The organism is Grimontia celer, from assembly GCF_900055185.1.
GTDB classification, from domain to species: Bacteria; Pseudomonadota; Gammaproteobacteria; order Enterobacterales; family Vibrionaceae; genus Enterovibrio; species Enterovibrio celer.
Genome location: NZ_FIZX01000001.1, coordinates 110,983 through 125,368 on the forward strand (window position 1 = coordinate 110,983; position 14,386 = coordinate 125,368).

At 50.3% G+C, this 14,386-nt stretch carries 16 protein-coding genes; all 16 read left to right on the forward strand.

Annotated features, from left to right (window positions below):
• Positions 1-20: 20 nt before the first annotated feature.
• The 16 genes from GCE9029_RS00475 (at position 21) to bamB (ending at position 14,330) form a co-directional block, all read left to right on the forward strand.
• Positions 21-1,235, forward strand: a complete 1,215-nt coding sequence (locus GCE9029_RS00475; protein ID WP_062660579.1) for an IscS subfamily cysteine desulfurase — start codon at positions 21-23, stop codon at positions 1,233-1,235.
• Between the two features lie 28 nt (positions 1,236-1,263).
• Positions 1,264-1,647 carry a Fe-S cluster assembly scaffold IscU gene (gene iscU / locus GCE9029_RS00480; protein WP_002536937.1) on the forward strand — a complete coding sequence of 128 codons (384 nt, stop codon included), beginning with the start codon at positions 1,264-1,266 and terminating at the stop codon, positions 1,645-1,647.
• A gap of 25 nt (positions 1,648-1,672) precedes the next feature.
• Complete coding sequence (gene iscA / locus GCE9029_RS00485; RefSeq protein WP_062660580.1) at positions 1,673-2,002, forward strand: iron-sulfur cluster assembly protein IscA; 330 nt, start codon at positions 1,673-1,675, stop codon at positions 2,000-2,002.
• A gap of 13 nt (positions 2,003-2,015) precedes the next feature.
• Entirely contained in the window at positions 2,016-2,531 is a 516-nt protein-coding gene (gene hscB / locus GCE9029_RS00490) for a co-chaperone HscB (protein ID WP_062660581.1), read from the forward strand.
• 32 nt (positions 2,532-2,563) lie between these two features.
• Positions 2,564-4,411, forward strand: coding sequence for a Fe-S protein assembly chaperone HscA (gene hscA, locus GCE9029_RS00495; protein WP_062660582.1), 1,848 nt, complete (start codon positions 2,564-2,566; stop codon positions 4,409-4,411).
• Positions 4,412-4,413: 2 nt separating this feature from the next.
• Positions 4,414-4,752 (forward strand): ISC system 2Fe-2S type ferredoxin, encoded by a 339-nt coding sequence (gene fdx, locus GCE9029_RS00500; RefSeq protein WP_002536943.1) that lies wholly within the window; start codon positions 4,414-4,416, stop codon positions 4,750-4,752.
• A gap of 27 nt (positions 4,753-4,779) precedes the next feature.
• On the forward strand, positions 4,780-4,974 hold the full coding sequence (iscX, locus tag GCE9029_RS00505) for a Fe-S cluster assembly protein IscX (RefSeq protein ID WP_192815495.1): 195 nt from the start codon (positions 4,780-4,782) through the stop codon (positions 4,972-4,974).
• Between the two features lie 174 nt (positions 4,975-5,148).
• Positions 5,149-6,447 carry an aminopeptidase PepB gene (gene pepB, locus GCE9029_RS00510; protein ID WP_062660583.1) on the forward strand — a complete coding sequence of 433 codons (1,299 nt, stop codon included), beginning with the start codon at positions 5,149-5,151 and terminating at the stop codon, positions 6,445-6,447.
• Positions 6,448-6,601: 154 nt separating this feature from the next.
• A complete protein-coding gene (ndk, locus tag GCE9029_RS00515; protein WP_062660584.1) occupies positions 6,602-7,033 on the forward strand; it encodes a nucleoside-diphosphate kinase in 432 nt (143 codons plus the stop codon).
• Between the two features lie 174 nt (positions 7,034-7,207).
• A complete protein-coding gene (gene rlmN / locus GCE9029_RS00520; RefSeq protein WP_062660585.1) occupies positions 7,208-8,329 on the forward strand; it encodes a dual-specificity RNA methyltransferase RlmN in 1,122 nt (373 codons plus the stop codon).
• Between the two features lie 26 nt (positions 8,330-8,355).
• Positions 8,356-9,111, forward strand: coding sequence for a type IV pilus biogenesis/stability protein PilW (gene pilW, locus GCE9029_RS00525; RefSeq protein ID WP_062660586.1), 756 nt, complete (start codon positions 8,356-8,358; stop codon positions 9,109-9,111).
• Positions 9,101-10,087, forward strand: coding sequence for a cytoskeleton protein RodZ (gene rodZ, locus GCE9029_RS00530; protein WP_062660587.1), 987 nt, complete (start codon positions 9,101-9,103; stop codon positions 10,085-10,087). Before pilW ends, rodZ begins: the two co-directional genes overlap by 11 nt.
• A 15-nt stretch (positions 10,088-10,102) precedes the next feature.
• Entirely contained in the window at positions 10,103-11,221 is a 1,119-nt protein-coding gene (ispG, locus tag GCE9029_RS00535) for a flavodoxin-dependent (E)-4-hydroxy-3-methylbut-2-enyl-diphosphate synthase (protein WP_062660588.1), read from the forward strand.
• 51 nt (positions 11,222-11,272) lie between these two features.
• Positions 11,273-12,541, forward strand: coding sequence for a histidine--tRNA ligase (gene hisS / locus GCE9029_RS00540; protein WP_062660589.1), 1,269 nt, complete (start codon positions 11,273-11,275; stop codon positions 12,539-12,541).
• A 13-nt stretch (positions 12,542-12,554) separates the two neighbouring features.
• Complete coding sequence (locus GCE9029_RS00545; protein ID WP_062660590.1) at positions 12,555-13,160, forward strand: YfgM family protein; 606 nt, start codon at positions 12,555-12,557, stop codon at positions 13,158-13,160.
• 9 nt (positions 13,161-13,169) lie between these two features.
• Complete coding sequence (gene bamB, locus GCE9029_RS00550) at positions 13,170-14,330, forward strand: outer membrane protein assembly factor BamB (protein WP_062660591.1); 1,161 nt, start codon at positions 13,170-13,172, stop codon at positions 14,328-14,330.
• Positions 14,331-14,386: the final 56 nt, after the last annotated feature.

Below are 14,386 nucleotides of genomic sequence, written 5' to 3' on the forward strand. Positions count from 1 at the left end.
CGGAGTACTTGGAGACACAAATGAAATTGCCAATCTATTTTGATTATTCAGCGACATGCCCAGTGGATCCGCGTGTTGCTGAGAAAATGATGCAGTACCTGACCCTTGATGGTTGTTTCGGTAACCCTGCATCCCGTTCTCACCGTTTCGGCTGGCAAGCGGAAGAAGCAGTAGATACTGCCCGTGAAAACATCGCTAACTACCTGAACGCGGACCCACGCGAGATCGTGTTCACTTCTGGTGCGACTGAATCTGACAACCTGGCAATTAAAGGTGTGGCGCATTTCTACGGTAAGAAAGGCAAGCACATTATTACCTGCAAAACTGAGCACAAAGCTGTACTGGATCCATGCCGTCAGCTAGAGCGTGAAGGTTTTGAGGTAACTTACCTTGAGCCAGAATCAAACGGCATTATTGACCTGAACAAGCTGGCTGACGCCATCCGCGAAGACACCATCCTTGTTTCTATCATGCACGTGAACAATGAAATTGGCGTGGTTCAGGATATTGCAGCAATCGGCGAACTATGTCGCGAACGCAAAGTGGTATTCCACGTTGATGCGGCGCAATCTGTCGGCAAACTGCCGCTGGACACGCAGGAAATCAAAGTTGACCTGATTTCAATGAGCGCGCACAAAGCGTACGGCCCAAAAGGTATCGGTGCTTTGTACGTTCGTCGTAAGCCACGTATTCGCCTCGAAGCTCAAATGCACGGTGGCGGTCATGAGCGCGGTTTCCGCTCTGGCACATTGCCAACTCACCAGATCGTGGGTATGGGTGAAGCTTTCCGCATCGCGAAAGAAGAACTTGAGAAGGACACAGCGCATTCTCTGGCATTGCGTAACCGATTCTATGAAGGCGTTAAAGATCTGGAAGCGGTTTATGTTAACGGTGACCTCGAGCAGCGTGTTGCAGCAAACCTGAACGTTAGCTTTGCTTTCGTTGAAGGTGAATCGCTACTGATGGCGCTGAAAGATCTGGCGGTTTCTTCTGGCTCTGCATGTACATCTGCAAGCCTGGAACCTTCGTATGTACTTCGTGCACTCGGTCTTGATGACGAACTGGCACACAGCTCTATTCGCTTCTCGTTCGGCCGCTTCACTACTGAAGAAGAAGTAGACTACGCGGTTGAGCAAGTGCGCAAAGCGGTCACCAAGCTGCGCGAAATGTCACCACTGTGGGACATGTACAAAGAAGGTATTGATTTAAGCACTGTTGAGTGGGCACACCACTAAGCGGTCTCAGGGTTTTGAGGATAAGATCATGGCTTACAGCGAAAAAGTAATCGATCATTATGAGAATCCACGTAACGTGGGCGCTTTTGACAAAAACGATCCAAACGTAGGTAGCGGCATGGTTGGCGCACCAGCGTGTGGTGACGTGATGAAACTGCAAATCAAGGTAAATGAGCAAGGCATCATTGAAGATGCGAAGTTCAAAACCTACGGCTGTGGTTCAGCGATTGCATCAAGCTCACTGGTTACTGAGTGGGTAAAAGGCAAATCTCTGGACGAAGCTGCTGCAATCAAAAATGCTGAAATTGCAGAAGAGCTTGAGCTTCCTCCTGTGAAGGTTCACTGCTCAATTCTCGCGGAAGATGCTATCAAAGCAGCAGTAAGCGACTATAAGAAAAAACACGAAGCTTAATACGATTTAAAGGGTTGTTGTACATATGGCCATTACTATGACTGACGCGGCGGCTTTACGCGTTCGCACCTTCTTGGAAAACCGCGGAAAAGGCATCGGCCTTCGCTTGGGTGTTCGCACGTCAGGCTGTTCTGGAATGGCTTATGTACTCGAATTCGTTGACGAACTTAATGAAGAAGATCAAGTATTCGACTTTGAGCAATATGGCGTCAAAGTGATCGTTGACAGTAAAAGTCTCTTGTATTTAGATGGCACCGAGCTTGATTTCACTAAGGAAGGCCTCAACGAGGGCTTCCAGTTTAATAACCCTAACGTAAGCAGCGAGTGTGGTTGCGGCGAAAGCTTTAACGTTTAACTCGTGAGATGATATGAATCATTTCGAACTATTTGGGCTATCATCGCAGTTCGATCTGGATGGTGGCTCTCTTTCTTCGCAGTTTCGCGAACTCCAACGACGTTTCCATCCGGATAAATTTGCCACTGCATCCGAGCAGGATCGTCTGCTTGCCGTGCAGAAAGCTGCGCAAATCAACGATGCTTATCAAACGCTAATCGACCCGGTGCGCCGTGCGGAATACCTTCTCTCTCTCAATGGCGTAGAACTGCGCGATGAGCAGCAGACCATGCAAGATCCTGAGTTCTTGATGCAGCAAATGGAACTGCGCGAAGAGCTGGAAGAGATTGCAGACAGCGATGAGCCGGATGTATTGTTGTTTGACTTTGAACAAGGCGTTGAGAAACTCCACAAAGCTTTGCTGGCCGAATTGAAAGAACAACTAAATGGCGGGCAATGGCAGGATGCAGCAACAAGCGTCCGTAAGCTGAAGTTCTTGGTCAAACTCAAGCAAGAAATCGAACGAATCGAAGATCGGCTGCTGGGTTAATACAGCGCGCTGATCAGGCTACAGGAACCAACATGGCACTGTTACAAATTGCAGAACCTGGTCAGAGTGCTGCACCGCATGAACACAAACTTGCGGTGGGTATTGACCTGGGGACTACCAACACCCTCGTGGCTTCTGTTCGCAGTGGCACCGCGAGCACACTCAATGATTTAGACGGCCGAGCGCTGATCCCTTCAGTGGTTCACTACGGTGATGATGTGACGGTGGGATACGCAGCGAAAGCGATGTCAGAAACCGACAGCGCAAACACGGTATCTTCCGTCAAACGTATGATGGGCCGCTCATTGGCGGACGTTCAAGCCCGTTACCCAAACCTTCCTTATGAACTGTCAGCATCTGACAATGGCCTTCCATTGATCAACACCCGTGCTGGCAAGAAAAACCCCATTGAAGTCTCTGCGGATATCCTCCGTGCCGTGAATGCGCGTGCAGAAGCAGCGCTGGGTGGAGAGCTGGAAGGTGTTGTTATCACAGTTCCTGCTTACTTTGACGATGCGCAGCGCGCAGGAACTAAAGATGCCGCTAAATTTGCCGGCCTGAAGGTACTTCGTCTTCTGAACGAACCAACCGCAGCAGCGATTGCTTACGGCTTGGACTCTGGTCAGGAAGGTGTTATCGCTGTTTACGATCTTGGCGGCGGTACGTTTGATATCTCTATTCTCCGCCTTTCAAAAGGCGTGTTTGAAGTGCTGGCTACAGGCGGTGATTCAGCGCTGGGCGGTGATGACTTTGATCACCTTGTCGCAGACTGGATCTCCGAGCAGGCAGGGTTTGGTGCGCTTTCCGGTGATGACCGCGCTCGTTTGATGAATGCCGCAAACGGCGCAAAAGTTGCTTTGAGCACAAGTGATGTCGCAGATATCGATGTGCTGGGCTGGAAAGGCACATTGAGCCGCGAACAGTTCGACGATCTTATTGGCGCTCTAGTAAAGAAAACCCTGTTGTCTTGTCGCCGCGCGCTGAAAGATGCTGGCGTTTCTGCTGAAGAAGTGTTGGAAGCGGTGATGGTGGGTGGTTCTACCCGCGTACCTCTGGTTCGCGAAAAAGTTGGGGAATTCTTCGGCCGTACGCCACTGACCGATATTGACCCAGATAAAGTGGTTGCCATTGGTGCAGCCACTCAGGCAGACATTCTGGTGGGTAATAAGCCTGACGGTGAAATGCTGCTGCTGGACGTGATCCCACTGTCTCTGGGTATTGAAACCATGGGCGGTCTGGTAGAGAAAATCATTCCTCGCAATACCACTATCCCTGTGGCGCGTGCGCAAGAATTCACCACATTCAAAGATGGCCAGACGGGCATGAAAGTGCACGTGGTTCAGGGCGAGCGCGAAATGGTGGATGACTGTCGTTCGCTGGCGGATTTCACCCTGAAAGGCATTCCCCCAATGGCTGCAGGTGCGGCGCACATTCGCGTGACCTATCAGGTTGACGCCGATGGCCTGCTATCCGTGACAGCGATGGAAAAGAGCACAGAGGTGCAGGCGTCAATTCAGGTGAAGCCGTCTTACGGCCTGAGCGATACCGAAATTGCCGATATGATCAAATCATCTTTCACCCATGCGCAGGACGACAAAGATGCCCGTTACCTGGCGGAGCAACGCGTTGAAGCAGACCGCGTGATCGAAGGCCTGCTGGTTGCGATGCAAGCAGACGGCGAAGCGTTGCTGTCTGAAGAAGAGCAGCAAGCGCTCGTGAAAGCGATTGAAGCGCTGATTGCACTGCGTAACGGTGATGATGCCGCTGCCATTGAGCAAGGCATCAAAGATACAGATAAAGCGAGCCAGGAGTTTGCGTCACGTCGTATGGACAAATCCATCCGTGAAGCACTGGCTGGCCATTCCATTGACGAGGTTTAAACATGCCAAAGATTGTTGTTCTGCCACACCAGGATCTCTGCCCAGAAGGCGCGGTGTTGGAAGCAAAGACCGGTGACACCGTGCTGGACGTTGCACTGCGTAACGGTATTGCGATTGAACATGCCTGTGAAAAGTCGTGCGCTTGTACGACCTGCCACGTTGTGATCCGTGAAGGATTTGACTCTCTGGATGAAAGCGATGAGCTGGAAGACGACATGCTGGATAAAGCGTGGGGTCTGGAGCCTGAATCACGCTTGGGCTGTCAGGCAAAAGTGGCTGATGAAGATCTGGTGGTAGAAATTCCACGTTATACCCTGAACCACGCGGCAGAAAATCACTAATCTGATAAGGGAGCAAAGACTATGAGCCTGACATGGACTGATTCGCGTGATATCGCGATTGAGCTGGTAGAACAATTCCCTGATACCGATCCAAAAACGGTGCGTTTTACAGATCTGCATCGTTGGGTGACGGAGCTTGAAGACTTCTCGGACGACCCAAATCGCTCCAATGAGAAGATCCTAGAGGCAATCATCCTGTGCTGGATGGAAGAAATGGATTAAAGACCTTGTTTTACGCCAGTAAAGCAGGCAGATTGAGACTAATCGAGCGGGCATGAGGCCCGCTTTGTTTTATCTGATAAAACGTCATAAATATGGCGTATTCTAAAAGAAAAAATCAGCCCGAATTTTACGCTCCGCAACGATGCGCGGGGTGAAAGGAAAAAGGAGTTCAGCATGACTGACAAAATGCGTATCACGCTATCACACGAAGCCGCCACCGAGGCATGGGGTGCGAACGCACTGGTTTCTTTCAATCAGGAGGGTGCAGTTGTTCACGCCTCAGGTGAAGACAAACTCACGCCCGTTCAGCAAGCCGCTCGTAAGCTGGATATGCAGGGTATCCGCAAAGTATCTCTGGCTGGTGACAGCTGGGATTTGGAAACTGCATGGGCATTCTACCAAGGCCTGCGTGGACCTAAGCCAGGTTTTGCTTTTGATGCAGAGTTGGAAGATGCTGATCAGAAAGTGCTGAATGACCGCATGGTGGCCACAGATTGGGTTCGCCAGATCATTAATGAAACTGCCGAAGAGGTGGGCCCTCAACAACTGGCCGTACGAGCCGGTGAGTTCATAAAATCCCAAGCGCCAAACCCAGAGCATGTGAGCTACAAAATTGTTTCTGGTGCAGACTTACTTGAACAAGGCTGGGTGGGGACTCACACCGTAGGCCGTGGTTCAGCGCGAAAACCTGCAATGCTGCAGCTCGATTACAATCCCACCGGTGACAAAGACGCAGAAGTGTTCGCCTGTATTATCGGTAAAGGTATTACCTTCGACTCAGGTGGTTACAGCATCAAACAGTCGGCATTCATGGATTCAATGAAGGCAGACATGGGCGGTGCAGCAATGGCCACTGGAGGCTTGGGTCTGGCGGTTGCGCAGGGATTGAATAAGCGTGTGAAGCTGATTCTTTGCTGTGCAGAGAACATGATTTCCAGCAACGCCTACAAACTGGGCGACATTATCACGTACAAAAACGGTGTGACCGTTGAAGTGCTGAACTCAGACGCAGAAGGCCGATTGGTGATGGCAGATGGCCTGCTTTATGCGAATAAGTTCAGTCCCGCTTTGACCATTGATTGCGCGACTTTGACCGGTGCTGCCAAAGCTGCGTTAGGTAATGACTACCATGCGCTGTTTAGTTTTGACCAGGCGCTTTCTCAACGCTGTTTGTCAGCAGCAGAAGCGGAAAACGAAGGCATGTGGCAATTGCCACTGGCTGAATTCCACCGCCAGATGCTGCCTTCCAACTTTGCAGATTTAGCAAACGTGGGTGGCGGTCAATACTCACCGGGTGCAAGCACGGCAGCGGCATTCCTGTCTTACTTCGTCGACAATTACAAGGAAGGTTGGGTCCACCTGGATTGCTCTGGCACTTACCGTAAAACACCAAGTGACAAGTGGTCTGTAGGCGCGACAGGTATGGGCGTAAAAACCCTTGCGCGCATTCTGATGAACGAATCTGCCGAATAAAGACTACAAAATATAAGTGTTTTAACAACACAGTTAACGCTTCCGCAATGTCAGGGTAGGGTCTGGCATTGCGCTCTGGTAGGCTACTTTTGTAAATACAAACAGATAACAGAGCTTAAACCTGATATCTGAAGAAATATAAAAGGAAGATAGAATGACTATTGAGCGCACTTTTTCAATCGTTAAGCCCGACGCAGTAAAACGCAATCTGATTGGCGCGATCTATCAGCGTATTGAAGCGGCTGGTCTGCAAATTGTCGCAGCAAAAATGCTTCACCTGACTAAGGAGCAGGCACAAGGATTTTATGCCGAGCATGAAGGCAAGCCATTTTACGATGGCTTGGTCGAGTTCATGACTTCTGGCCCAGTGACTGTTCAGGTTCTGGAAGGCGAAAATGCAATCACGCGATATCGTGAACTGATGGGTAAAACAAACCCGGAAGAAGCGGCGTGTGGCACGTTGCGTGCGGACTTTGCTGAGAGCATGCGTTTTAACTCAGTACATGGTTCTGACAGCCCGGCTTCAGCAGAGCGAGAAATTGCTTACTTTTTCGCCGGTGATGAGATTTGCCCCCGTACTCTGTAATCGGTTCATAGATAAGACAAAAGGAGAGCTAAGGCTCTCCTTTTTCGTTTCTGGCACGTTTTCACACTAGAATAAGCTTATAAGTAACAGGTGGAATCCCGATCACAAAGGCTGTACAATTTCGCGCCTTGATTTAAGGCTATACCTGTTTTTATTTGTTCACGAGGCAATCTGATGACAACAGAAAAAATCAATCTGCTGGATTTCGATCGACAGGCGCTACGTGCGTTTTTCGCCGAAGAATTAGGCGAAAAGGCATTCCGTGCCGATCAGATCATGAAGTGGATGTACCATTTCGGTGTTGATGATTTTGATCAGATGAACAACATCAACAAAAAGCTTCGTGAAAAACTCAACGCGCGTTGTGAAATCCGTGCGCCAGAAGTCAGCACGGCTCAATATTCTTCTGATGGCACCATCAAGTGGGCCATGCGTGTTGGCAATCAGGACGTTGAAACTGTTTATATCCCGGAAGACGATCGCGCGACCTTGTGTGTGTCTTCTCAGGTTGGCTGTGCGCTCGACTGTAAATTCTGCTCTACCGCCCAGCAAGGCTTCAACCGTAACCTGAAAGTGTCTGAGATTATCGGACAGGTTTGGCGTGCGGCAAAAGAAATTGGCGTGGAAAAAGAAACTGGCCGCCGCCCAATTACCAATGTGGTGATGATGGGGATGGGTGAACCACTTCTGAACATGAAGAACCTTATCCCTGCGCTTAATCTGATGCTGGATGACTTGGCTTACGGTCTGTCAAAACGCCGTGTAACCGTATCTACCTCAGGTGTGGTTTCTGGTCTGGATCAGATGGCGGGTAAGATTGATGTTGCCCTGGCAATCTCTCTTCATGCGCCGACAGATGAGCTTCGTAGCCAGATCATGCCGATCAACGATCGTTATGATATTGAAACGTTTTTGGCTTCTGTACGTCGCTATATCGCTACTTCAAATGCGAACCGTGGACGTGTCACCGTAGAATATATTCTTCTTGATCACGTTAACGATGATATGGAGCATGCGCGTCAACTCGCAGAGCTGTTAAAAGATACGCCTGCGAAGATAAACCTGATTCCTTTTAACCCTTATCCTGGGTCACCATATAAGAAACCGAGTAACTCTCGCATCGACCGTTTCCAGAAAACGCTGATGCAATACGACTACACGGTTATCGTTCGTAAAACCCGTGGTGATGATATTGATGCGGCTTGTGGTCAGCTCGTCGGCGATGTTATCGACCGTACCAAACGCACGCAAAGCAGACTGAACGTTGAGGAGCAAATCCCAGTTAAATCAGTCTGATTTGTCAGACTGATTAGGATGGGATAATGGCAAGGACGCTTAGCGCTCTGTTATTGATGGGATTATTAGCTGGTTGTGTCACAGTAACGGAGAAGCAAAATTCTGCGAAGTTTGATAGCATTGACGCAGCTGAGTCCAGAATTTCGCTTGGTCTTGCCTATTTGAAGGCCGGACAATGGGAGCGAGCGAGACAAAACCTTGAAACTGCGGTGCAATTTGCGCCCACTTACTATCGCTCTCTTATTACTTTCGCCTACTATCTTCAGGAAGTTGGCGAATATGACCAAGCGGAACAGCAATACAAAACAGCGTTACGTCATTCACCAGAAAATGGTGACGTTCAGAACAATTATGGCGTCTTTTTATGTCGACAGGAACGTTACGACGAAGCGCAGCGGGCGTTTGCGAAGGCGATTGATCAGCCATATTATTACAAGTTATCCGGCAGTTATGAAAATGCCGCACTCTGCGCAATGAAAGAAGGCGAGAGGGATAACGCGAAAGTATGGTTCGCCAAAGCCATTGACCATGAGCCGAACAGGCCTTTATCTTCTGTAAAACTCGCCCGTATGGAAGTGGAAGACGACGAGCTGAATGAAGCGAGGATACGTCTTTTCCATTTTCACAAACGCTATGGCTATAAGCCGGCAACGCTGTTAATAATGACTGACCTGGAAAACAAAGCTGGAAGGGCAAAGGAAGCGGAACGTTACGCAAACCTGTTGGCCAACAAGTTTCCCGAATCAAAAGAATATAGACAGTACATAACGAATGAATACTGAACAAAACGAAGAACAGCTGTTTGAGGTTGAGTCGACACATCCGGGAACGGTATTGCGACAGGCCCGAGAGGCGATGGGGCTGTCCGATCAGGATGTGGCTGACCGCCTGAGACTTCGTGTTTCCGTCATTCAAGATTTAGAAGAAAATTGCTGTAATGAAGAACAGATAACCACGTTTACACGTGGTTATATTCGTTCTTACGCCAAGCTGGTCGGCGTAAATGCTGACGAACTCCTGCACACGTTTAAACCCGCACCTGAAGCGGAAGACAATGTGCAGAAGATGCAAAGCTTCTCTCGGAAAACCCGCCGTGACAAACATGACAGCCGTGTAATGGGTCTGACCTGGGTAATTCTGGCCGTTGCGGTCGGATTGACCGCGTTTTGGTGGTGGCAAAACCAACAAAACGATCCATTACTCTCGTTACCCGAAGGTAGCAGCCTGCTCGCTTCGATTACAGAAGAAACGCCAGCAGCCAATAACCTCGGCGAAGGTAGCGAAAGTCTGCAAGTTCAGGACGTGACAGAAAGTATCGCGCCAGTACTGGCTGATTTAGAAGAAACAAATAGCCCGGCAGAAGAAGCTGCTGTGACCGAGACTTCACCAGAAGTCACTGAAAATCAAGATGTCGAGCAACAGACGGCATCACAGGAATCACAGGAAGTGGCTGAGACTGCTCCGGCGGTTGAAGTGCCTGAGCAGGTTGAGGAAACAGTATCGACGCCTGTTGTTACCACACCTACGTTATCCATGTCATTCAGTGGCGACTGCTGGGTAGATATTCGCGATGCCAGTGGCAAACGCCTGCTGACGGGGATAAAATCTGCGGGTGAAACCGTTGAACTATCCGGTGAAGCACCGTTCAAGTTGGTGCTAGGTGCGCCAGCTGCTGTGAGTCTTGCCTACAATGGCGAGAATGTTGATCTGAGTGGCTACCCATCAGGACGGGTAGCGCGTTTGAGCCTTCCGAAGTAATCCAGAGTACACCTAATGCATACCGAATCTCCTATTAAACGTCGTCCGTCTACGCGTATTTATGTGGGCGATGTGCCAATTGGCGATGGCGCTCCGATCGCAGTTCAATCAATGACGAACACCCGCACAACCGACGTCGAAGCGACGGTTGCGCAGATCAAAGCACTGGAAAAAGTTGGTGCAGACATTGTGCGTGTTTCTGTGCCGACCATGGACGCCGCTGAAGCGTTCAAACTTATCAAGCAACAGAGCTCTATCCCATTGGTTGCTGATATTCACTTTGACTACCGCATTGCCCTCAAGGTGGCTGAATACGGCGTTGATTGCCTTCGTATCAACCCAGGCAACATTGGTAACGAACAACGTATCCGCTCGGTGGTTGACGCCGCGCGTGACAAGAACATTCCGATCCGCATTGGCGTAAACGGAGGTTCGCTGGAGCGTGATCTTCAGGAAAAATATGGCGAGCCAACCCCGGAAGCGCTAGTGGAATCGGCGATGCGCCATGTTGATATTCTGGATCGCCTGAACTTCGACCAGTTCAAAGTAAGCGTAAAAGCGTCAGACGTTTTTCTGGCCGTTGAATCTTACCGCCAACTGGCAAAACGCATTGATCAACCTCTGCACCTTGGCATCACCGAGGCAGGTGGAGCACGTGCTGGTTCTGTGAAATCGGCAGTCGGACTTGGCATGCTGCTAAGCGAAGGCATTGGTGATACCCTGCGTATCTCACTGGCGGCAGATCCCGTAGAAGAGATCAAAGTCGGTTTCGATATTTTGAAATCGCTGCGTATCCGTTCGCGTGGCGTGAATTTTATTGCCTGTCCTACCTGTTCCCGTCAGGAGTTTGATGTGATTGGCACCGTAAACGCGTTGGAACAACGGCTGGAAGATGTTGTTGTGCCGATGGATGTTTCAGTCATTGGCTGCGTGGTGAACGGGCCAGGTGAAGCTGAAGTCTCACACATTGGTGTGGCCGGCGGTAACAAGCGCAGCGCGTATTACGATGATGGCAAACGCCAGAAAGAACGTTTTGAGAACGACAACCTGATCGATCAGCTGGAAGCGAAGATCCGGGCGAAAGCGGCAATGTTGGATGAGAACAACCGCATTGACGTGAACACACAAGAGTAAGCGCATCGCGCTCACTTAGCGAGAACAAACAGATCGGTTACGAGAGTTAACGTGGCAAAAACTATTCAAGCAATCAGAGGCATGAACGACTGCCTCCCAACACAGTCTCCACTTTGGCAAAAAGTAGAAGGCACTGTTAAAGACGTTATCAGCGCATACGGTTACAGCGAAGTGCGCATGCCGATCGTGGAAATGACTCATCTTTTCAGCCGCGCTATCGGTGAAGTGACCGATGTGGTTGAGAAAGAAATGTACACTTTTGAGGATCGCAACGGCGACAGCCTGACCCTGCGTCCTGAAGGCACGGCAGGCTGTGTCCGTGCTGGTATCGAAAACGGTCTGCTGTACAACCAGGAACAACGCCTGTGGTACGTTGGCCCGATGTTCCGTCACGAGCGCCCACAGAAAGGCCGTTACCGTCAGTTCCACCAGTTTGGTGTGGAAGTGTTTGGCCTGAATGGTCCTGACGTTGACGCTGAGCTGATCATGATGACTGCGCGCCTGTGGCGCAAGCTGGGTATTCACGAGCATGTTCGTCTGGAACTGAACTCTATCGGATCGCTGGAAGCACGTGCTAACTATCGTGAAGCACTGGTTGCGTTCTTGATGCAGCATGAAGCAATTCTGGATGAAGATTGCAAACGCCGCATGCATACCAATCCTCTGCGTGTTCTGGATACAAAAAATGCAGATATCCAAGCGGTACTGACTGATGCTCCGAAGCTTTCGGAGTATCTGGATGAAGAATCAAAACAACATTTTGCAGGTCTTTGTGAACTGTTGGACGCGGCAGGTATCCAATACACCGTAAACGAAAAACTGGTTCGCGGTCTGGATTATTACAACCGCACCGTATTTGAGTGGATTACCGAAAGCCTGGGCTCTCAAGGTACTGTTTGTGGCGGTGGCCGCTACGATGGTCTGGTCGAGCAACTGGGCGGTAAAGCAACCCCGGCAGTGGGCTTTGCGATGGGTGTTGAGCGTTTGGTGCTTCTGATGGAGACACTGGAGCTTGATGACACCCGTCCTGCGGTTGACGTGTACATGGTCACCGCGGGTGAAGGCACGCTGGTAGCGGGCATGCAACTGGCTGAGAAACTGCGTGAACAGGTTCCAGGCCTACGTGTGATGACCCACTTCGGCGGCGGTAACTTTAAGAAGCAATTCAAACGTGCAGACAAAGTCGGCGCGTCTGTTGCTCTGGTACTTGGCGAAGATGAAGTCGCTAATAACCAAGTGACTTTCAAAGATCTTAAAGGCGGCGAGCAGCTGACCATTTCTCAGGATGAAGTAGCCGACAAACTGGCTCAAAGAGTTTAAGAGAGGACAAAACGTGGACGTCTACACCACAGAAGAACAACAAGTCGAAGCGATTAAAAAGTGGTGGCGGGATAACGGCAAAGCCGTTGTCCTCGGCGCAGTAATCGGTTTGGGCGGCCTATACGGATGGCGTTATTACCAAGCGGAAATGGAAACCAGCCGTGAGCAGTCATCAGAAGCGTATACACAAGTTGTGAGCGCGCTGGTTGCAGGTGATGCGCAGGCGGAAGAGAAAGCAACGGCTTTCATCGGCGATAACGAAGGTTCTTATGCGACCTTGCTTGAGCTGCAACTGGCGAAATCTTTTGTTGATGCAGGAGACTTGAACAAAGCAGCAGAGCAATTGCGTAAAGTGCAGTCCTCGAAAGACGAAACACTGAAAACACTGGCGACAGTTCGCTTGGCACGTGTTGAAGCAGAGCTTGGTAACGTTGACGCAGCGCTGTCACAACTTAACAGCGTGACTGCAGAAAGCTGGAAAGCACAGGTTGAAGAGCTTCGCGGCGATATCGAGCTGCGTAAAGGTGATACTGCCGCAGCGCGTTCTGCTTATGCTGCTTCTATTGCAGCTGCGACCAACCCAGTTGTTCAGATGAAACTGGACAACCTGTCTCAATAAGGTCTGAGTATGATGCGTATGGGATGGAAACGTGTTGGTGCAGTAGCCTTACTGGGAACATTGCTGATTGGCTGTGCGGGTGAGGAAGATTCCATCCAGATGGCACCTGTGCCAGTGGTTGAGAGCGAATTCACTCCCACTCAGGTTTGGAAATCGAGTGTTGGAGACGGTGTTGGAAACTATTTCAGCAATCTGACTCCTGTGCAGGCCTACGGCAAAGTGTTTGCGGCTGACCGCGAAGGCGTGGTCAAAGCGATGGACACTGAAACCGGCACCACGATTTGGAGTGTTGATCTTGGTGAAGATGCACCGGCACTGATTTCAGGTGGTTTGACGGCATCTTACAGCAAGGTGTATCTGGGTACAGAAACCGGTGTGTTGATTGCGCTGGATGAAGAAACCGGCGAAACCGTTTGGCAGGCTAACGCAGGCGGCGAGATCCTTTCCAAGCCACTGGCTGACGAAAGTCTGGTGATCGTGAATACCAGTCGTGGTGAACTGGCTGCATTTGATGCCGAATCCGGTGAAGAGCGCTGGCGTACTTCCAGTGATGTACCAAACCTGACGTTACGTGGTGATAGCTCGCCGGTATCAACATCTGGCGGTGTGTTCTGGGGGATGGCAAACGGCCGTCTGGGCGCTGCATTCGTTGAGAACGGCAATATTATCTGGCAACAGCCGATTGCGAGCCCGAAAGGGGCGACAGAAATCGACCGTTTGGTGGATGTCGATGCGACGCCTGTGATTGACGGCGCACTGCTTTACGCCGTGGGTTATAATGGCCAACTGGTTGCGATTGACCTGCGTTCAGGTCGCCCAGCGTGGAAACGCACGTACAGTTCATCGACTGACTTTTTGGTAGTGGGCAGTTACCTGTTCCTTATCACCGACCAAGATCACGTTGTGGCAGTTGATGCGCGCAGTGGTACAGAGCTTTGGCAGAATCGCGATTTGGAATACCGTCAGTTGACGGCACCGGTTGCTATCTCCGGCTATGTTGTCGTTGGCGATGCAGAGGGCTATCTGCATTGGATGGATCCGAACTCAGGTGAGTTCGTGGCGCAACAACAGCTAGACGACAGCGGATTTGCGGTGAGCCCATTGAATGTTGATGAAGGCTATATCGTCATTACCCGTGACGGCACAATAAGTAAAAAGCAAATACTGTAAATACAGTTGCTTATCAATTATTCGGCTCCTGATCTTGACCGGTCAGGAGCCGCTGT